20 protein-coding genes, 4 tRNA genes and 3 pseudogenes are annotated in these 18,969 nt (G+C 70.0%); 20 read left to right on the top strand and 7 right to left on the bottom strand.

Translation table 11 applies throughout. The features are described 5' to 3' along the window. The 3 genes and pseudogenes from J7E94_RS33295 to J7E94_RS33285 all read right to left on the bottom strand — a co-directional run. Positions 1-429 (bottom strand): annotated as a pseudogene (locus J7E94_RS33295) (hypothetical protein); the annotation flags it as partial. A 235-nt stretch (positions 430-664) separates the two neighbouring features. Then, a pseudogene (locus J7E94_RS33290) lies at positions 665-1,015 on the bottom strand (SulP family inorganic anion transporter); the annotation flags it as partial. Between the two features lie 63 nt (positions 1,016-1,078). Then, positions 1,079-1,567: a YajQ family cyclic di-GMP-binding protein gene (locus J7E94_RS33285; RefSeq protein ID WP_215020559.1), complete on the bottom strand. Its 489-nt coding sequence runs from the start codon at positions 1,565-1,567 to the stop codon at positions 1,079-1,081. Positions 1,568-1,766: 199 nt separating this feature from the next. Between J7E94_RS33285 and J7E94_RS33280 the strand changes: the two genes are divergently transcribed. The 3 genes from J7E94_RS33280 (at position 1,767) to J7E94_RS33270 (ending at position 3,025) form a co-directional block, all read left to right on the top strand. Further along, a tRNA-Tyr gene (locus tag J7E94_RS33280) sits at positions 1,767-1,848 on the top strand. Between the two features lie 130 nt (positions 1,849-1,978). Further along, on the top strand, positions 1,979-2,398 hold the full coding sequence (locus J7E94_RS33275) for a hypothetical protein (protein ID WP_215020558.1): 420 nt from the start codon (positions 1,979-1,981) through the stop codon (positions 2,396-2,398). A gap of 228 nt (positions 2,399-2,626) precedes the next feature. Next, positions 2,627-3,025 carry a DUF3574 domain-containing protein gene (locus J7E94_RS33270; protein WP_308345626.1) on the top strand — a complete coding sequence of 133 codons (399 nt, stop codon included), beginning with the start codon at positions 2,627-2,629 and terminating at the stop codon, positions 3,023-3,025. A gap of 28 nt (positions 3,026-3,053) precedes the next feature. Here J7E94_RS33270 and J7E94_RS33265 read toward each other — a convergent pair whose 3' ends face one another. Further along, on the bottom strand, positions 3,054-3,710 hold the full coding sequence (locus J7E94_RS33265; protein WP_215020556.1) for an SDR family oxidoreductase: 657 nt from the start codon (positions 3,708-3,710) through the stop codon (positions 3,054-3,056). Positions 3,711-3,764: 54 nt separating this feature from the next. Next, on the bottom strand, positions 3,765-5,078 hold the full coding sequence (locus J7E94_RS33260; protein ID WP_251057605.1) for an amidohydrolase family protein: 1,314 nt from the start codon (positions 5,076-5,078) through the stop codon (positions 3,765-3,767). Positions 5,079-5,416: 338 nt separating this feature from the next. Between J7E94_RS33260 and J7E94_RS33255 the strand changes: the two genes are divergently transcribed. From J7E94_RS33255 to J7E94_RS33210, 10 genes are all read left to right on the top strand, one after another. Next, positions 5,417-5,489, top strand: a tRNA-Thr gene (locus J7E94_RS33255). Between the two features lie 48 nt (positions 5,490-5,537). After that, positions 5,538-5,610: transfer RNA gene (locus J7E94_RS33250), tRNA-Met, on the top strand. Between the two features lie 88 nt (positions 5,611-5,698). Beyond that, positions 5,699-5,863 carry a 50S ribosomal protein L33 gene (gene rpmG, locus J7E94_RS33245; protein WP_006604855.1) on the top strand — a complete coding sequence of 55 codons (165 nt, stop codon included), beginning with the start codon at positions 5,699-5,701 and terminating at the stop codon, positions 5,861-5,863. Between the two features lie 118 nt (positions 5,864-5,981). After that, complete coding sequence (locus J7E94_RS33240; protein WP_215020555.1) at positions 5,982-6,434, top strand: MaoC family dehydratase N-terminal domain-containing protein; 453 nt, start codon at positions 5,982-5,984, stop codon at positions 6,432-6,434. A gap of 1 nt (position 6,435) precedes the next feature. Beyond that, on the top strand, positions 6,436-6,864 hold the full coding sequence (locus J7E94_RS33235; protein ID WP_215020554.1) for a MaoC family dehydratase: 429 nt from the start codon (positions 6,436-6,438) through the stop codon (positions 6,862-6,864). Between the two features lie 614 nt (positions 6,865-7,478). Continuing rightward, complete coding sequence (locus J7E94_RS33230) at positions 7,479-8,048, top strand: TetR/AcrR family transcriptional regulator (RefSeq protein WP_215020553.1); 570 nt, start codon at positions 7,479-7,481, stop codon at positions 8,046-8,048. 177 nt (positions 8,049-8,225) lie between these two features. Further along, entirely contained in the window at positions 8,226-9,686 is a 1,461-nt protein-coding gene (locus J7E94_RS33225; RefSeq protein WP_308345625.1) for an MFS transporter, read from the top strand. A 32-nt stretch (positions 9,687-9,718) separates the two neighbouring features. Further along, a complete protein-coding gene (locus tag J7E94_RS33220) occupies positions 9,719-10,117 on the top strand; it encodes a DUF3291 domain-containing protein (protein ID WP_215020552.1) in 399 nt (132 codons plus the stop codon). Further along, entirely contained in the window at positions 10,114-11,229 is a 1,116-nt protein-coding gene (locus tag J7E94_RS33215) for a UDP-N-acetylmuramate dehydrogenase (protein WP_251057608.1), read from the top strand. The genes J7E94_RS33220 and J7E94_RS33215 overlap by 4 nt, the downstream gene beginning before the upstream one ends. Before the next feature lie 16 nt (positions 11,230-11,245). Further along, positions 11,246-11,662 (top strand): hypothetical protein, encoded by a 417-nt coding sequence (locus J7E94_RS33210; protein WP_215020550.1) that lies wholly within the window; start codon positions 11,246-11,248, stop codon positions 11,660-11,662. Here the strand turns inward: J7E94_RS33210 and J7E94_RS33205 are convergent. Continuing rightward, positions 11,652-12,671: an adenosine deaminase gene (locus J7E94_RS33205; RefSeq protein ID WP_215020549.1), complete on the bottom strand. Its 1,020-nt coding sequence runs from the start codon at positions 12,669-12,671 to the stop codon at positions 11,652-11,654. The genes J7E94_RS33210 and J7E94_RS33205 overlap by 11 nt on opposite strands. 319 nt (positions 12,672-12,990) lie before the next feature. Further along, a complete protein-coding gene (locus tag J7E94_RS33200) occupies positions 12,991-14,217 on the bottom strand; it encodes a pyridoxal phosphate-dependent aminotransferase (protein WP_215020548.1) in 1,227 nt (408 codons plus the stop codon). A 193-nt stretch (positions 14,218-14,410) separates the two neighbouring features. Here J7E94_RS33200 and J7E94_RS33195 point away from each other — a divergent pair. From J7E94_RS33195 to J7E94_RS33165, 7 genes and pseudogenes are all read left to right on the top strand, one after another. Next, a tRNA-Trp gene (locus J7E94_RS33195) sits at positions 14,411-14,483 on the top strand. A gap of 106 nt (positions 14,484-14,589) precedes the next feature. Next, positions 14,590-14,871 carry a preprotein translocase subunit SecE gene (gene secE, locus J7E94_RS33190; RefSeq protein WP_030825982.1) on the top strand — a complete coding sequence of 94 codons (282 nt, stop codon included), beginning with the start codon at positions 14,590-14,592 and terminating at the stop codon, positions 14,869-14,871. 84 nt (positions 14,872-14,955) lie between these two features. Continuing rightward, positions 14,956-15,894 (top strand): transcription termination/antitermination protein NusG, encoded by a 939-nt coding sequence (nusG, locus tag J7E94_RS33185; protein ID WP_215020547.1) that lies wholly within the window; start codon positions 14,956-14,958, stop codon positions 15,892-15,894. A gap of 169 nt (positions 15,895-16,063) precedes the next feature. Then, the gene (gene rplK / locus J7E94_RS33180; RefSeq protein ID WP_215020546.1) at positions 16,064-16,498 is read left to right on the top strand and encodes a 50S ribosomal protein L11; all 435 of its coding nucleotides are present in this window, start codon (positions 16,064-16,066) and stop codon (positions 16,496-16,498) included. 88 nt (positions 16,499-16,586) lie between these two features. Then, positions 16,587-17,315, top strand: coding sequence for a 50S ribosomal protein L1 (gene rplA / locus J7E94_RS33175; RefSeq protein WP_053682631.1), 729 nt, complete (start codon positions 16,587-16,589; stop codon positions 17,313-17,315). Positions 17,316-17,503: 188 nt separating this feature from the next. Further along, positions 17,504-18,370 (top strand): LppX_LprAFG lipoprotein, encoded by an 867-nt coding sequence (locus tag J7E94_RS33170; RefSeq protein ID WP_251057604.1) that lies wholly within the window; start codon positions 17,504-17,506, stop codon positions 18,368-18,370. A 51-nt stretch (positions 18,371-18,421) separates the two neighbouring features. Then, positions 18,422-18,969: pseudogene (locus J7E94_RS33165) on the top strand (hypothetical protein); the annotation flags it as partial.

Genomic DNA, 18,969 nt, shown 5'->3' with positions numbered 1-18,969 from the left:
CTTGGCGAACCACTCCCGCTTGCCGCGGTATCCGCCAGGGGCACGCTTGCTGCCCTTCTCCCCGACGGGCAGCGACAGCCGGTGTGTGATCGTCTTGACGCCTGCTTCGAGGTTCTGGACGTGCGCTGCCTGGCCGCGCCGGGCGAGTGCCCACTGGTCGTGGGTGGCCTTGGTGATCGCCCCGGCCCACCGCGACGACGAGAGCGCCGTCAGCTCCCGCTTCCGGACCGCCCACGTGTCGCCGGAGTGTTCCAGCCCGTCAGCACACCGCGTCCTGAGGTCCTTCGAGGCGAGCGAGCCCAGGTGCGCGCCGACCAGGGCCAGCACCTCCTCGTCCCCAGCCGTCAGGCTCTTCAGCCGGGTCCGTACCGCGACACCCGTGGGCCCGAGCGCGACGAACGGCGCCGACAACTCCCGCAACCCACCCACCACCCTGCACCCAGCACCCAGCACCCACCCCGGTACCGAAAGAACCCATCCCCCACCCAACGACCACCCCCAACAAAGGTCACCCATTCGATGCAAGAACCTCCGTTCCCGCCCGGCATCGACCCACCACCACGGACGAGGCACTCACTCATACACGCCAGAACACACTCAAACCCAGTCACCAGACAGCAGTTCCAACCCCTCCAGGGCCGTCAGACAGGCGTGGTCGAGATGCGGCGATGGTCCCGGCCCCGAGCGCCACCGCGGCCCAGTCGGCCTGCGCTCCGAGCTCGTGTACCGAGCCCAGCTTCGCCAAGGTCTGCCCGCGAGCCTCCACGCCGCCCAGGGCGTACAACTGCCCGGAGATCAGGACCATCCCGATCCCGGCCAGCATCCCGTGCACCGCGGCGACGGAGATCGCCCGGAACCACAGCCCGAGCCGCAGCACCCCCATGCCCGGCTGCACCACCCCGGCGGCCGGCACCAGCTCCCCGAGCGCGGGCAGACCATAGGACTGCACCGCCTCCCACACCAGCACGGTGAGCCCGGCCGCGGGTCCGCTCACCTGGAGCGAGCTCCCCGCGAACGCCGCGGCCCGGCGGTCGGTGAAGACCGCCGGGCCGGCGTGCGGGCAGGTCGCCGACCTGCGTCAGCGGTAGTTCACGTACTGGATCGCGAAGTCCAGGTCCTTGCCCTTGAGCAGCGCCTGGACCTCCTGGAGGTCGTCACGGCTCTTGGAGCTGACGCGCAGCTCCTCGCCTTGGACCTGGGCCTTGACGCCCTTGGGGCCCTCGTCCCGGATGATCTTCGCGACCTTCTTGGCGTTCTCCTGGGAGATGCCTTCCTCGATCGTGGCGAAGATCTTGTACTCCTTGCCGGACAGCTGCGGCTCGCCGGCGTCCAGGGCCTTCAGCGAGATCCCGCGCTTGACCAGCTTGGTCTCGAAGACGTCGAGGACGGCCTTGACGCGCTCCTCGGAGTTCGCCTCCATCAGGATCTTGTCGCCGGACCAGGCGATCGTGGCGCCGGTGCCCTTGAAGTCGTAGCGCTGCGAGAGCTCCTTGGCGGCCTGGTTGAGGGCGTTGTCGACCTCCTGCCGCTCGACCTTCGAGACGATGTCGAAACTGGAGTCGGCCATGTGCTGTGGCTCCTTGAAGTCGGTTGTGATCACCCCGGAGGGCGCGGCCGGACATCCCCGGCCCGCTCCGCAAAGCCTAGCCACCGCACCCGGTCGAAGCGCTGATCAATCCGGTGGCGAAGCACCCCCGGACATCAGGTATCGTTTACGTCGTTGCCACGGAGCGCCGCCGCAAGGCGGAAAAACGGCAACAACTCTTGGCGGTGTGCCCGAGTGGCCAAAGGGAGCAGACTGTAAATCTGCCGGCTCAGCCTACCCAGGTTCGAACCCTGGCGCCGCCACGCGATGTGAGACCCCCGTTACTTGTAACGGGGGTCTTCTCGCATGCCTCGCGTGCCGGGCCGGAAATTCGTTGGGCGCGGAAGAGGCGTGCGGGCATGCTGGGGGGCATGATCAGCATCCGAAAGGGCCGTGCCGCGTAAGCCCCCCGCGCAGGTCCGGGCGGACCTGCCCCGAGAGCCCCGCTCCTGGGAGAGCCGCGCCGTCATACCGGGCCTCTCCGGCAAGACCCTCGCGGGGATCGCCCGTCTCGAGCGGCGCAGCCGCGGGCTCTGGCCCGGGGCGACCCACCGGGCCTTCACCCACTGGCACTGGACGGTCCACCGGCGCGGGCCCCGGGTGATCTACCCGGTCGACGACCAGTGCTGCGACCTGTGGACGGGCTGCCGGGGCACCCTGGAACGGGTCCGGCTCACCCTCCCGAGGGCCGCCGGACGGGAGCTGCTGGCCGTACTCGCCCCGCTCGACGAGAAGTTCCTCGCGCGCACCCTCAACGATCCGTACGCCCCGCCGGGCGATCCATGGTGGCGCCGGCGGCTGGACACTCCATGAGCGTCGCCCGCCAGGACCACGAGAGCAGAGCCTCCGTGGGCGGGCCCTGCGGGCGTGGGGACGGGGCTCGGGAGGCCACCTGGGTGGCGTACGCCGTGAGGTCGTGAGCGATGTGGGCCGCCGCCCGTTCGACGTCCGGGCCCGTCATCGACCGCATCGTCCGGGTCTCCTGTTCGTTCTCCGGGGGTGAAATGGACATATGACACGCGGGGGAAAGTAGGCGGTGGGGTGCTCCTCGCCCTGCTCGGCGCCGGGATTCCGGCTCTGGTGGGAGCCGCGCTGCACCCGACCGTAGGGGAGCCGTACCAGGAGACCCGGCTCTATTTCGGCACCGAACGCACCGACGGCCGGGGCCCGGTCGCGCAGCAGGAGTTCATGCGGTTCCTGGACCGCGAGATCACCCCGGCCTTCCCCGAGGGGCTGACGCTGCACGACGGCTACGGCCAATGGCGGGGCCACGACGGCAGGGTCGTCCACGAGACCTCGTACGAGGTGGTGTTGCTGTACCCCGAGAAGGAGGCAGACGAGCGCAACACGCGCATCGAGCGGATCCGGCAGGCCTACGAGGACCAGTACCGGCAGGATTCGGTCGGACGGTCCGACGACAAGGTGAGCGCCGGGTTCTGAGCCCGCCGCCGACGGGGCCGACGCCCCGTCAGTTGCCCGCCACGGCCTTGACGGCCACCGTGACCGGCGTCGAACCGGAGATCAGCTCCAGCGTCAGGCCCGCCGTCGCCGGGGTCTCGACCAGTTCGGCCAGCACCGCCGCCACTTCGTCGCGCGGGACGGAGCCGGGGCCCGTCTGCGCCTCCAGGCGGACCAGCCCCGTACTCGCGTCGTCGATCAGCGAGCCGGGGCGCAGGACCGTCCACTCCAGGCCCAGACGGGTGCGGACGTGGTCGTCGGCCTCGCCCTTGGCCCGCAGATAGGCGTCGAAGACCTCGTCGCCCTCGTGGTGTGCGTCCGCGCCCATCGAAGAGACCATCAGGAAGCGCCGTACACGCGCCCGTTCGGCCGCGTCGGAGAACAGCACCGCCGCGCCCCGGTCCACGGTGTCCTTGCGCCCGATGCCGCTGCCGGGACCCGCGCCGGCCGCGAACACCGCCACGTCCGCGCCCTGCAGGATCCCCGCCACATGCTCCACCGAGGCCGACTCCAGATCGCAGAGGACCGGCTCGGCGCCCGCCCCCCTGAGGTCGTCGCCCTGTGCCGGGTCGCGGATGATCCCCGCGACCTCGTACCCGCGCGCGGAGAGCAGGCGCTCCAGCCGCAGCGCGATCTGACCGTGTCCACCAGCGATGACGATGCGCATGATCCGACCGTACGACGAGCCGGGCGCCCCCGCCTGCGAACGCACGGCGAACCGTCAGGGCCCGGGCTCCGTGCGGCCCTGCCGGGGCAGGTCCAGGGCCACCGCCACGGCGGAGTCGCAGTACTCCCGTACCGCACTCGTACGGGCTACCACCCGCCCGCGGTGGATCACGATGCGGCTGTACGCGAGGGACAGCACGCCCGCGAGCCGGTCCCCCCGCACGGCGAGCAGTTCCGCGGGGAAACCGGCCTCCACCCGGACCTCCGGCAGGCCCATGGCCTCGCGGGCGGCGCTGCTGATCGACTCGTACGCCTCGCCCGCCCGGAGCCCGCCCTGGGAGGCCAGCAGGTACGCGGCTTCCAGCGGGTCCCCGCGGCCGACCGGATTCCCGGCGTCGCGCAGCGCCCCGCTGCCCGCCGACACCCGGACTCCGGCGGCGCGCAGCAGCCGTACGGGCGCGGTGCGCAGGCCGCGGCGTTCCAGGGCCGCGCAGTCGCCCTGGGGCAGGCAGGTCACCCGTACGCCGGCCGCGGCCAGCTGGTCGGCGGCGCGGGTCGCCGCGTCCAGCGGGAGCCGGGACAGCCCGCCGCAGGGACCGATGGTCACGCCCGGGCGGAGCCCGCCGGCCATCGCCGCGAGCCGGGCCAGGCGGGCCGGATCGTCACCGTCCGTGTGCAGGTCCACGGGGCAGCCGTGCTCGTCGGCGAGTTCCAGGACGGCTTCGAGGAAGCCCGTCGGGTCGGGGTCGAGGTCGGGGCAGCCGCCGATCACGGAGGCGCCCATCTTGACCGCGTCACGCAGCATCACGAGCCCGTCGGCGCCGGCCGCCCCCGTCAGCAGCCTGGGTACGGCCACGGTGGTCAGGTCGGTGAGCCCGCGCAGGGAGCGGCGGGCCTGGAGGACGGCCTCCATGGGGCCGAGGCCGTGCACGTCGCCGATGCGGACGTGCGAGCGCAGGGCGGTGGCGCCGTGGCCGAGCTGCAGCAGGGCCGCCTCGGTGGCCCGGCGCTGGACCTCGTCGGGCGTGTACGAGACGGGCCCCTCGCCGTCGGCGGTCAGGGCGGTGTCCCCGTGGGCGTGCGGCTCGGCGGGGGCGGGCAGCAGCAGGTAGCCGCCGAGGTCCACCCGGGACAGGGCGGGGGCCGGGAGGCTGCCGGCGGTGCCGACGGCCTGGATCCGGCCGCCGCTGAGGCGGACGTCGACCGTACGGCCGTCGGTGAGGCGGGCCCCGGCGAGCAGCAGGGTCGTGGCCTCGGCGGCGGCCGCGTTGCCGACGCTGTGGGAGGGGTGTGCGGGTGCGTGCCCGCCGCCCTCGCCGCGACCGCCGCGCGGGAAGTGGAACGGCTGCTGCGGCTGGCTGTCGGACATCGCGCTCCTGCGGTGGCTCGGGCGGTTCCTGGGCCGTGGCCGCAGCCCGCGGCCCAAGATCACGCAGCGTGCTCAGAGCCTAGGGCGCGGGGGAGCCCGCTTCACGGAAGAGCGCAATAGTCGTACCGGTGTGGTGCCCGCCCGCCCCGGCGCCCCCGCGTGCGCCGCACGCCCCCCGGGCAGCCCCGCCGGGTGTGAGCCCGCACACATTCCGCCCCCGAAGCGGGGGTGTGGCCCTTGTCGCGCTGATCAAGAAAGGCTTCCGAACCCCCTCGGAGCCCTGTCCCCGCAAAGGATTTGGGCGATCGGCGGGCAACCGTGTAATGTCTTCATCGCTCGCCCCAATAGCTCAGTCGGTAGAGCGTCTCCATGGTAAGGAGAAGGTCTGCGGTTCGATTCCGCATTGGGGCTCTGGTGAGAGAGGTTCCCCACCCTCGGGTGGGGAGTCGATCACATCAAAGCGGCGTAGCTCAGTCGGTAGAGCAAGCGGCTCATAATCGCTGTGTCACCGGTTCAAGTCCGGTCGCCGCTACACACAGTAGCCGATTGCGGGGTCGGTCTCCCGATCGGCTACTCTTTTATGCGTTCATCCGTCCTATAGTCCGTCAAGGAGCACTCACGTGGCTGCCACCGACGTCCGCCCGAAGATCACGCTGGCCTGCGTGGAGTGCAAGGAGCGGAACTACATCACCAAGAAGAACCGGCGTAACGACCCGGACCGTCTTGAGATGAAGAAGCACTGCCCGCGTTGCAACTCGCACACCGCGCACCGCGAGACCCGCTGAACCCAGCGAAGTCTCGAATAACAGGCACCGTCATGAGGTCGTCCCCTTCATTGGGGGGCGGCCTTGTGTCGTTTCCGCGCTCTTTCATTCATGTTCTTTCAGCAGGAGGTAGTGAGTCATGGCTCTCGACCAGTCCTTCGTGGGGCGGAGCTACCCGCCCACCGATCCGTACGAGGTCGGCCGGGAGAAGATCCGCGAATTCGCGGTAGCGGTGGGTGACGCCAATCCCGTCTACACCGACCCCGAAGCCGCCAAGTCGTTCGGCCACCCCGATGTGATCGCTCCGCCGACTTTTGTGTTTGCGATCACTTTCGCCGCGGCCGGGCAGGTCGTCCAGGACCCGCAGCTGGGCCTTGACTACAGCCGCGTCGTGCACGGCGACCAGAAGTTCGCCTACTCCCGCCCGGTCCGCGCGGGTGACCGGCTCTCGGTGACCTCCACCATCGAGGCCGTGAAGTCGCTCGCCGGCAACGACATCATCGACATCCGCGGCGAGGTCCACGACGAGACCGGCGAGCACGTGGTGACGGCGTGGACGAAGCTCGTCTCCCGCGCCCCCGAGGAGGCCTGACATGACAGCGCAGATCAAGTACGCCGACGTCGAGGTCGGCACGGAGCTGCCGGCGGCGTCCTTCCCCGTGACGCGCGCCACGCTCGTCCGCTACGCCGGTGCCTCGGGCGACTTCAACCCGATCCACTGGAACGAGAAGTTCGCCAAGGAGGTCGGACTGCCGGACGTGATCGCGCACGGCATGTTCACCATGGCCGAGGCCATCCGCGTGGTCACCGACTGGGCCGGCGACCCGGGCGCGGTGGTCGAGTACGGCGTGCGCTTCACCAGGCCGGTCGTAGTCCCGAACGACGACCAGGGCGGCCTGATCGAGGTCACCGCCAAGGTCGCCGCCAAACTGGACGACCACCGAGTCCGCGTCGACCTGACGGCCATGAGCGCCGGCCAAAAGGTCCTGGGCATGTCCCGCGCAGTGGTCCAGCTGGCCTGAGCGGCAGGGGGGCCCACAGAACCGGGCCCCCGCCCCCGCAGAACCAAGCCCCGCCCGCCAGGTAGGCCGGACCCAAGGCGCGCACGCGCCGGGCCTGGGGGCGCCTGCGCGCCGCATGTGTCATGGAAAAGCGCTTAGCCGGAGCCCGAGGCCGGATTTTTCAACCTCCCACTCCGCCAAGACGCCTCACGACCCCCAATCCATCGCCCAATGGGGACGAACCGCCTACTGTCGCCGTCTCGGGGACGCTTGTAGCAATCTTGGGCGGCTTATGTCCGACCCCAGACGGGCGGCGGACGCCGAGACGAGAGAAGCGCGTAGCGAGCTGACACGCCTGCCCGCCGTCTGGTGACGCTTCGCCTCCCTGGCCCGGAACATGCCTGATCGGGGGCCGGGCGGAGGCCTGCCCGGCGCCCGCTCCCCCATCGCCGACCAGCTCGGGCGGTGGGCCTTGGCCGGCCTAGGGAGCGGGCAGTCGGCTCCCTGGCGGGCCTGTGTACCCCAAACCATCCCTGCTCCCGCCCCACTCGGGTCCCGAACGCGACCCCCGACCCCTGAGCTCACCCCCCGAACCCCCCTTGCCAAGTTAGTGATTGAGCACTAACTTAAGGCCCATGGCCAGGATGAGTGCAGAAGAGCGGCGCGAGAGCGTCATTCGTGCGGCGATGCATGAGTTTGCCCGTGGCGGTTACTACGGGACCTCCACCGAGGCGATCGCGCGGCGGGTGGGGGTTTCGCAGCCGTACCTCTTCCGGCTCTTTCCGAACAAGCAGGCGATGTTCCTCGCCGCCGCCGAGCGGTGTCTGCAGGAGACCCGGGAGGTCTTCGCCGAGGCCGCCGAAGGGCTGTACGGCGAGGAGGCCACGCGTTCAATGGCGAACGCCTACACCCGGCTCATCGCAGAGGATCCGGACAAGCTCCAGATGCAGCTCCAGATGTACGTCACCGTCGCTGCCGCCGAAGCGGCCGGGGACCGCGAGCTGGGCGAACTCGTCCGGAAGGGCTGGATGCAGCTTTGGGACACGGTCCATGTGCCGTTCGGCGGCGACGTGAAGGAGACCACGACCTTCATGGCGTACGGGATGCTGATCAACACCCTCGCCGCCATGGGCTTCCCGCCCGAGCACCGGGTCTGGGAGGGGTTGTACCCCGAGGCTCACAGCAAGGGCCGTCTGGAGAAGTGAGAGCGCCCCGCACGCACGGCGGGGGCCACTCCTCATAGGTGCATTGGGCGCAATCGGGCGCAAAAGGTAGTGGTAGTCAGCATGGTCATGGGCACAAAAGTTAGTCAGCAATAACTAACAAGCGAAGCGACCGACCCGATCGACCGATCGACCGACCGACCGACCTCAGGGGGAATCGTGAACACGCAAAACCCGGACACCGACACCAGCACCAAACTCCGCGGGCCCTCCGTCTGGGCCCTCATCCTCACCGGCGTCGCCAGCTTCATGGCCGCCCTGGACAACCTCGTCGTCACCACCGCCCTGCCTGCCATCCGTACCGATCTCGGCGGCAAGCTCGAGGATCTGGAGTGGACGGTGAACGCCTACACGCTCACCTTCGCCGTCCTCCTCATGTTCGGTGCCGCCCTCGGGGACCGGTTCGGGCGCCGGCGGCTGTTCATCGCCGGGCTCGCCGTCTTCACCGGCGCCTCCGCCGCGGCAGCCCTCTCGCCCGGGATCGACGCGCTCATCGCCGCCCGCGCCGTCCAAGGCGTCGGCGCCGCGATCATGATGCCGCTCACCCTGACCCTCCTGACTGCCGCCGTCCCGGCCGCCCGCCGCGGCATGGCCCTCGGCATCTACGGAGCCGTTACCGGCCTCGCCGTCGCCAGCGGCCCACTCATCGGCGGCAGCCTCACCGAGCACATCTCCTGGCAGTGGATCTTCTGGCTGAACGTTCCGATCGGTCTGGCGCTGATACCGCTCGCCCGCCTGCGGCTCGCCGAGTCCACCGCCCCCGCCGCCCGCCTCGACATCCCGGGCACCCTCCTCATCAGCGGCGGCCTCTTCGGCATCGTCTACGCCCTCGTCAACGCCAACTCCGAGGGCTGGACCAGCGCCCCGGTCCTGACGGGCCTGATCGCCGGGGCCGCGCTCGTCGGCGGCTTCGTCCACCACGGCTTCCGCAACGCCAACCCGATGCTCCCCATGCGGCTCTTCCGCGACCGCGGCTTCCTCGGGATCAACCTCGCCAGCCTGCTGATGTTCCTCGGCATGTTCGGCTCGATCTTCCTGCTCAGCCAGTTCCTCCAGGGCGTGGCCGGCTACTCGCCGACCGAGGCCGGCCTGCGGATGCTTCCCTGGACCGGCATGCCGATGATCGTCGCCCCGATCGCCGGGATCCTCTCCGACCGCATCGGCGGCCGCCCCGTCGTCGCCGCCGGGCTCGCGCTCCAGGCCCTCGGCCTCGGCTGGTTCGCCGCGATCCTGAGCACGGACGTCTCGTACGCCGCCCAGCTGCCGCCGCTGATCCTCAGCGGGATCGGCATGGCGCTCTACTTCGCCCCCGCCGCCAACGTCCTGATGTCCACCGTGGCCCCCGCCGACCAGGGCAAGGCCTCCGGCGCCAACAACGCCCTGCGCGAGGTCGGCGGAGCCCTCGGTGTCGCCGTCCTGGCCTCGGTCTTCTCCGCCCAGGGCGGCTACGAATCCCCGCAGGCCTTCACCGACGGCACCGTCCCTGCCCTGTGGATCGGCGCCGCCGCGGTAGCCCTGGCCGCCGCCTTCGCGCTGCTCCTCCCGCGCAAGCCCAAGGCCTCGCCCGTCCCGAACCCCGGCCCCACCCCGGCCTGGGACAAGATCCCCGCCGCCGGCTGACCCCCCTAAAGGTTCACGAAGGAGCGCCCGTCATGCCCGACATCCCGTGGTCCACCCCCACCCAGGCCGCCCCCGACGCCGAGGTCTACGTCATGGCCTCCCGCTTCGAGACCGCCACCCTCGCCGGCGCCGTCAAGTTCTTCCTCAAGGCACCGGGCATCATCGGCCAGATACGCAAGGCCCCCGGCGCTCACGGCGTCGCCCTCAGGGCACGCGTCTTCAGCCGGACCTTCCTGACGCTCTCCGCCTGGGAGGACCGCGACGCGCTCTACCGGTTCGCCCGCAGCGAGCCCCACCGCTCCAGCTCGCGCGCCGCCGGCGCGTACATGAAGGAGTCGGGCTTCACCTTCTGGACCGTACGGGCCTGCGAGCTGCCCCTCACCTGGGCCGAGGCCGAGCGCCGGCTCGCCGAGCAGAAGTCGAACCACTGAGCCACGGTCCGTGGCCCCGCCGGGATGCGAGGGGCACGGACCGTACTCTTGTCCACGTGCAGGAACTCCACGACGCCCCCCTCGCCCCGCTGACCACCTTCCGCCTCGGTGGGCCCGCCGCCCGCCTGGTCACCGCGACCACCGACGCCGAGGTGGTCGCCGCCGTCCGTGCCGCGGACGAGAGCGGCACTCCGCTCCTGGTCATCGGCGGCGGCAGCAACCTGGTCATCGGCGACCAGGGCTTCGACGGCACCGCCCTGCGCATCGCGACCACCGGCTTCATCCTCGACGGCACCACCCTGGAGCTCGCCGCCGGCGAGAACTGGAGCGACGCCGTCGCCCGCACCGTAGAAGCCGGCCTCGCCGGGATCGAATGCCTCGCCGGAATCCCCGGATCCGCCGGTGCCACCCCGATCCAGAACGTCGGTGCGTACGGCCAGGAGGTCTGCGACACCATCACCGAGGTCGTCGCCTACGACCGCACCACCGGCGAGACGGTCACCCTCACCGCCGCCGAGTGCGCCTTCCGGTACCGCAACAGCGCCTTCAAGGACCAGCCCGAGCGCTACGTCGTCCTGCGCGTCCGCTTCGCCCTGGAGGACGCCGGCGGGATGTCGGCGCCGATCAAGTACCCCGAGACCGCCCGCGCCCTCGGCGTGGAGGCCGGCGACCGGGTCCCGGCCGCCACTGCCCGCGAGACCGTACTGCGGCTGCGCGCCGGCAAGGGAATGGTCCTCGACCCCGCCGACCACGACACCTGGTCCGCCGGCTCCTTCTTCCACAACCCGATCCTGACCGACGAGGCCTACGCCGCCTTCCTCGCCCGCGTCCAGGACCGCCTCGGCCCCCACACGGCCCCGCCCGCGTACCCCGCCGGCGACGGACGTACGAAGACCAGTGCCGCCTGGCTGATCGACAAGGCCGGCTTCACCAAGGGCTACGGCACCGGCCCCGCGCGCATCTCCACCAAGCACACCCTCGCCCTGACCAACCGCGGCGAGGCCACCACCGAGGATCTCCTCGCCCTGGCCCGCGAGGTCGTCGCGGGCGTCCACGCGGCCTTCGGCGTCACCCTGGTCAACGAACCGGTGACGGTCGGCGTCAGCATCTGAGGAGCCGCGGCCGCCCATGCTCTGTCCCCTGCACGGGGCCGGTACGGACCCGACCCGCCTCGTGGGGCGCACGCTCAGCCGAGTCGTCGCGTCCTGGCACATCAGCGACGGCGAGCGCTCCGAGGCTCCGCTCGACGTCTGGCTGATCGACAGCGTCGGCGACTCCATCCGCATCACCACCGGGTCCGACCAGTGCCTCATCGTCGAGTCCGCCGCGCCGCACGAGCCGTACGACATGGGGGAGTGGGGCCGCATCGAGGTCGGTGAGGACCTCGGCGACCACCCCTTCCTGCGGCACCTCGGCGAGACCATCGCCTCGGTCGCCGAGTTCGCGCTGCCCGAGCAGGGCCGCACACACCTGGAGATCGGCTTCCCCGACGGGGGCCGGGTGCGCGCCGACTGCTACGAGGGGGACCTGCGGCTCACCCGCTGAGCCAGTGGTCGATCCCGGCCAGCAGCTTGGCCTGTACGTCGGCGGGTGCGGCCGAACCGCGCACCGACTGGCGGGCCAGCTCGGCGAGCTCCGCGTCCGTGAAGGCGTGGTGGCGGCGGGCGATCTCGTACTGCGCCGCCAGCCGGGAGCCGAAGAGCAGCGGGTCGTCCGCGCCCAGCGCCATGGGCACCCCGGCCTCGAAGAGGGTGCGGAGCGGGACGTCCTCGGGGCGCTCGTAGACCCCGAGGGCGACATTGGAGGCCGGGCAGACCTCACAGGTGATCTGCCGGTCCGCAAGGCGCTTGAGGAGGCGCGGGTCCTCGGCGGCCCGTACGCCGTGTCCGATGCGGGAGGCGTGCAGATCGTCGAGGCAGTCGCGGACGGAGGACGGCCCGGTGAGCTCGCCGCCGTGCGGGGCGGCGATGAGGCCGCCCTCGCGGGCGATGGCGAAGGCCCGGTCGAAGTCGCGGGCCATGCCGCGGCGCTCGTCGTTGGAGAGCCCGAAGCCGACGATGCCGCGGTCGGCGTAGCGGACGGCGAGGCGGGCGAGGGTGCGGGCGTCGAGGGGGTGCTTCATGCGGTTCGCGGCGATGAGGACCCGCATCCCGAGGCCGGTCTCGCGGGAGGCGGAGTCGACGGCGTCGAGGATGATCTCGACGGCCGGGATCATCCCGCCGAGCAGGGGGGCGTAGGAGGTGGGATCCACCTGGATCTCCAGCCAGCCGCTGCCGTCCCGTACGTCCTCCTCCGCGGCCTCGCGCACGAGGCGGCGGATGTCGTCGGGCTCGCGGAGGCAGGAGCGGGCGGCGTCGTAGAGCCGTTGGAAGCGGAACCAGCCGCGCTCGTCGGTGGCGCGGAGCTTTGGGGGCTCGCCGGCGGTGAGGGCGTCCGGGAGGCGGACGCCGTACTTGTCGGCCAGCTCCAGGAGGGTCGATGGGCGCATCGAGCCGGTGAAGTGCAGGTGGAGGTGGGCTTTCGGCAGAAGCGTGAGGTCGCGGGCTTGCTCCATTGGCTGATCCTGCCGTACGCACGCGCTGAGCGGGAGGGCGTTTTATCGATCGGGGGCTTGCTCGAACGCGGGAGCGGCTCCCGGGGCTCGGCCCCGGACCCCGTGCCTCAAACGCCGGCGGGGCTGAAATGTCGGGGCTCGGCCCCGGGCCCTGTGCCTCAAACGCCGGCGGGGCTGAAATGTCGGGGCTCGGCCCCGGGCGCCGCGCCTCAAACGCCGGCGAGGCTGGAAATGCGCCGGCGGGGCTGGATGCCGGAGATGCCTGAGCGGCACCTCCCCGTGGGGGAAGGCGCCGCTCAGGATGGGGTTGTCGGCCGGGTCAGGCCTTGGCCTCGGCCAGGAGCTTCTGGATGCGGGACACGCCCTCGACCAGGTCTTCGTCGCCCAGGGCGTACGAGAGGCGGAGGTAGCCCGGGGTGCCGAAGGCCTCGCCCGGGACGACCGCGACCTCGACCTCGTCGAGGATCAGGGCCGCGAGCTCGACCGAGGTCTGCGGGCGCTTGCCGCGGATCTCCTTGCCGAGGAGGGCCTTGACCGACGGGTACACGTAGAACGCGCCCTCGGGGGTCGGGCAGACGACGCCGTCGATCTCGTTCAGCATCCGCACGATCGTCTGGCGGCGGCGGTCGAAGGCGGTGCGCATCTCGTGGACGGCGTCCAGGTTGCCGGAGACGGCGGCGAGCGCCGCGACCTGGGCCACGTTGGAGACGTTGGAGGTGGCGTGCGACTGCAGGTTGGTCGCGGCCTTCACGACGTCGCGGGGGCCGATGATCCAGCCGACGCGCCAGCCGGTCATCGCGTACGTCTTGGCGACGCCGTTGACCACGATGCACTTGTCGGCCAGCTCGGGGACGATCGCCGGGAGGGAGACGAACTTCGCGTCGCCGTAGACGAGGTGCTCGTAGATCTCGTCGGTGAGGACCCACAGGCCCTTCTCCGCCGCCCAGCGGCCGATCGCCTCGGCGTCGGCCTCGGAGTAGACGGCGCCGGTCGGGTTCGACGGGGAGACGAAGAGGACGACCTTCGTGCGCGCGGTGCGGGCCGCTTCGAGCTGCTCGACGGAGACGCGGTAGCCGGTGGTCTCGTCGGCGACGACCTCGACCGGGACACCGCCGGCGAGGCGGATCGACTCCGGGTAGGTGGTCCAGTACGGAGCCGGGACGATGACCTCGTCGCCCGGGTCCAGGATGGCCGCGAAGGCCTCGTAGATCGCCTGCTTGCCACCGTTGGTGACCAGGACCTGCGACGCGTCGACCTCGTAGCCGGAGTCGCGCAGGGTCTTCGCGGCGATCGCGGCCTTGAGCTCGGGCAGGCCGCCGGCCGGCGTGTAGCGGTGGTACTTCGGGTTGCGGCAGGCCTCGATCGCGGCCTCGACGATGTAGTCCGGGGTCGGGAAGTCGGGCTCGCCGGCACCGAAGCCGATCACCGGGCGCCCGGCGGCCTTGAGGGCCTTGGCCTTGGCGTCGACGGCGAGGGTGGCGGACTCGGAAATGGCGCCGATACGGGCGGACACCCGGCGCTCGGAGGAAGGCGTTGCAGAGGTCATGCGTGCAATCGTCCCAGACGGCCCAGAAGCGCCGCACACCGTTTCAGTTACCGGACTGGGGGATACCGCCTTGGGTTCTGTTCGACGTCAGGGTCCGGTTCACGTACACTCACCTGTCGTTGGACCTCGCCAGCCACTCCAGAGCGTGAGCACTCCGTGCACCCGCTCGGATGCGGTAGGTTGGGGGACGCAAAGGGTCGTAGCTCAATTGGTAGAGCACTGGTCTCCAAAACCAGCGGTTGGGGGTTCGAGTCCCTCCGGCCCTGCTCCACACTCCTTCTCGGATGTGTGTGCGCAGGTACGTACTTCGATGCAACGCCGTGCGGCGCAACCGGGCGCGGTACGGCCACGACCCGGATTCAGGTGAGAGACGTGACGGACGCCCTGGGCTCCATCGACATGCCTGACGCCGAGGACGAGACGCGCGAGAAGAAGGCCCGCAAGGGCGGTAAGCGCGGCAAGAAGGGTCCTCTGGGCCGGCTCGCGCTGTTCTACCGCCAGATCGTCGCGGAACTCCGCAAGGTTGTATGGCCCACTCGCAACCAGCTCACGACGTACACCACCGTGGTGATTGTCTTCGTGGTCATCATGATCGGTCTGGTGACCGTGATTGACTATGGGTTCCAGGAAGCCATCAAGTTCGTCTTCGGCTGATCCCCGCGGAGGGCGGCGCCTTGATGGGTGCCGCCCGTTTTCGCATGTTCCACCACCTTTTGTATCCAGGAAGAAGCAGCCACCGTGTCTGACCCGAACCTGAACGCGAGCCGCGACTCCGTCGAGTCCGTCGAGGACGAGCTCGACATCGTCGAGGCGGCAGACGCTGTGGACCCCGACGAGGCCGAGCTCGCCGACACCGAGGCGGGTGGCGCCGCCGAAGAGGCCGCGCTGCACGTCGAGGACGAGGCCGAGGCTGACGCCGAGATCGAGGACGACGCCGAGGTCGAGGCGGCTGCCGACGACGCCGCCGACGACACCGACGAAGCCGAGGAAGAGGGCGACGTCGAGGCCGCGGCCGACGAGGAGGCCGAAGAGGCCGCCGAGGTCGAGCCGGCCGAGCCCGTCGACCCCGTCCAGGCCCTGCGCGACGAGCTGCGCCTCCTCCCCGGCGAGTGGTACGTGATCCACACCTACGCCGGCTACGAGAAGCGCGTGAAGGCCAACCTGGAGCAGCGCGCCGTCTCGCTGAACGTCGAGGAGTTCATCTACCAGGCCGAGGTGCCCGAGGAAGAGATCGTCCAGATCAAGAACGGCGAGCGCAAGAACGTCCGGCAGAACAAGCTGCCCGGTTACGTTCTCGTCCGCATGGATCTGACGAACGAGTCCTGGGGTGTCGTCCGCAACACGCCTGGCGTCACCGGTTTCGTGGGCAACGCGTACGACCCGTACCCGCTGACCCTGGACGAGATCGTCAAGATGCTCGCGCCGGAGGCCAAGGAGAAGGCCGAGAAGGCCGCCGCGGAGGCCGCGGGTCTGCCCGCGCCCGCCGTCAAGCGCACCATCGAGGTCCTGGACTTCGAGGTCGGCGACTCGGTCACCGTCACCGACGGCCCGTTCGCGACGCTGCAGGCGACGATCAACGAGATCAACCCGGACTCGAAGAAGGTCAAGGGCCTCGTCGAGATCTTCGGCCGCGAGACCCCGGTCGAGCTCAGCTTCGACCAGATCCAGAAGAACTGATCCACCTCTTCTGAGACTCAGCTTCCGGACAGGTCAGACCGCCCCTGAAGGGCGGTCTGACCTGCTCGGTTTTTAGCCCCGCACCGATACCCGTTATCGTGGTGCGGTATGCCTCCATCCGGATGACCGGATTGGCGGCGAAAACTCTCACTAGGACCCGGAGAGAGCAATGCCTCCCAAGAAGAAGAAGGTCACGGGGCTTATCAAGCTCCAGATCAAGGCCGGTGCGGCCAACCCGGCTCCGCCGGTCGGCCCCGCGCTCGGTCAGCACGGCGTCAACATCATGGAGTTCTGCAAGGCCTACAACGCCGCGACCGAGTCGCAGCGTGGCATGGTCGTGCCGGTGGAGATCACGGTCTACGACGACCGCTCCTTCACCTTCATCACCAAGACTCCGCCGGCCGCGCGCCTCATCCTGAAGGCCGCGGGCATCGAGAAGGGCTCTGGCGAGCCGCACAAGACCAAGGTCGCCAAGCTCACCGGCGCCCAGGTCAAGGAGATCGCCGAGCTGAAGATGCCCGACCTGAACGCCAACGACGTCGACGCCGCGATGAAGATCATCGCCGGCACCGCGCGCTCGATGGGCGTCACGGTCGAAGGCTGATCCAGCCACCCCCAGCACCACCAGTGGTAGGACCAAGCGCTGGTCCGCACCACGACTCCAAGCCTGAAGCCACAACACAGGAGCAGAAGTGAAGCGCAGCAAGACTCTCCGCGCTGCGGACGCCAAGGTCGACCGGGAGAAGCAGTACGCCCCGCTCGAGGCCGTCCGTCTCGCCAAGGAGACCTCCGCGACCAAGTTCGACAGCACCGTCGAGGTCGCCTTCCGCCTGGGTGTCGACCCGCGCAAGGCCGACCAGATGGTGCGTGGCACCGTGAACCTCCCGCACGGCACCGGCAAGACCGCCCGGGTCCTGGTCTTCGCGACCGGTGACCGTGCTGCGGCCGCGGAAGCCGCCGGCGCCGACATTGTCGGCGACGACGAGCTGATCAACGAGATCGCCAAGGGCAACCGCCTCAACGAGTTCGACGCCGTTGTCGCCACCCCGGACCTCATGGGCAAGGTCGGCCGCCTCGGCCGCGTGCTCGGTCCCCGTGGCCTCATGCCGAACCCGAAGACCGGCACCGTCACGATGGACGTCGCGAAGGCTGTCACCGAGATCAAGGGTGGCAAGATCGAGTTCCGCGTCGACAAGCACTCGAACCTGCACTTCATCATCGGCAAGGTCTCCTTCTCCGATGAGCAGCTGGTCGAGAACTACGGCGCGGCCCTGGACGAGATCCTCCGTCTGAAGCCGTCCGCCGCGAAGGGCCGCTACATCAAGAAGGCCGCCCTGAGCACCACGATGGGCCCCGGCATCCAGCTGGACTCGAACCGCACCCGGAACCTCCTCGTCGAGGAAGACCCGGCCGCGGTCTGAGCACCCTGACGGCTCTCCGAGCCGCCTAGGGCCTCTCTGAGTGGCTGAACGGGCCCCTCGCCCCCCTCACCGGGTGGCGGGGGGCCCGTTTTTTCGCGTGCTGTGCGAACCGTGTGCGATTACTGTCAGTCGTTCGACGTACAGCCACTACTGGCAAGAACGTCGACATACCTAGGGGTGGGGAACAGATGAACGTGTACCGCAAGAAGACCGTCATGGCCGTTGTGGCCGCTGTCCTGCTGGCGGGCGGCGCCACGGCCTGCGAGGACGGGAAGGACACGAAGAAGAACAGCGGGGCCCCCTCGGCCCCGTCCAAGGCCGCGGAGAAGCCGGCGGAGGTCGCGCCGGCCGCGTACCTGCAGAAGACGAAGAAGAAGTCGGAGGAGATCACCTCCCTCCGCTACACCATGGCCGGCGACGCCGCGGGGCAGAAGATCACCGGCGAGGTCTCCATGCGGCTCAAGCCCACCGTGGCCATGGTGATGTCGATGGACTCGCCCGAGAAGCCGGGTGAGAAGGTCGACATCCGCCTGATCGACGGTGCCATGTACATGGGTTCCGAGGGCAAGTGGCTGAAGTTCGACCTCAAGACCCTGGCTCCGGAGCAGGCCAAGGAGCTGGACTCGCTCGGCTCGGCCCAGCAGGGCCAGAACCCGGCCGACACGGCCGACAGCCTGAGTACCTCCAAGGACCTCAAGAAGGTCGGCGAGGAGACCATCGACGGGCAGAAGACGACGCACCTCGCCGGCACCGTCACGGTCGAGCAGCTGCGGTCCGCCAATGCCGCCTCCGCCCCCGAGGCCAAGGGGCGCCAGGAGAAGAACATCAAGGCGCTGGAGGACCAGGGCATCAAGAGCCTGACCATGGACATCTGGATCGACGAGGCAGACCAGGCCAAGCAGGTCCGCACCCGGGGCACCGGCAACTCCGGCCCGATGGACGTCACCATCAAGTTCCTGGACATCAACAAGCCCGTCGACATCGCCGCTCCGCCGGCCGACCAGGTCGTGGACCTGGCGGAAATGATGAAGGGCGCCGACGAGGGCTCCGCCTGACCGTCGCGCGCCACCGATGGTGCACAGAGATCCACTCATGGGGGAGTACAGATGAACAAGGCTGTCCGGAACCGGGCCGGCGTCGCCGCGGCAGGCGTCGCACTGCTCGTGGGCGGTCTCACGGCCTGCGGCGGAGACAAGGCGGACGGGGGGAAGGACGGCGGCGACAAGGCGGCCGCCGCCAAGGCCCCGTCCCCCGCGGACGCGGTGAAGGCGTCGTACCTGAAGACCGTCCCGGCCAAGTTCGCCACGATGGACATGACCATCACCGCGAGCTCCGGCAAGACGGACCGGCTCACCGGCACGAAGGGCTGGTACCCGGCCGCCACCGGCATCGACGCCAAGGGCGCGGACGCCGGCAACCAGATCATGATCGGCGACGAGATCTACACCCACAGTGACAAGCCGGTGCAGGGCAAGTCCTGGATGAAGATGAACCTGAACAAGGACGGGTCGCCCCGGTACCGGCTCAACGACGACCCGGCCGAGTACCTCGCGCTGCTCCTGGGCCAGGAGAAGCTCACGCTCGTCGGCGCGGAGCAGACCGAGGGCGTCGAGGCCCAGCACTTCAAGGGCAGCTTGAGTTCTATCGGTGGTTG

It is taken from the genome of Streptomyces sp. ISL-94 (assembly GCF_018614075.1).
Lineage (GTDB): Bacteria > Actinomycetota > Actinomycetes > Streptomycetales > Streptomycetaceae > Streptomyces.
The sequence above is the reverse complement of the archived record's forward strand: the minus strand, read 5'-3'. Positions and strand labels throughout refer to the sequence as shown.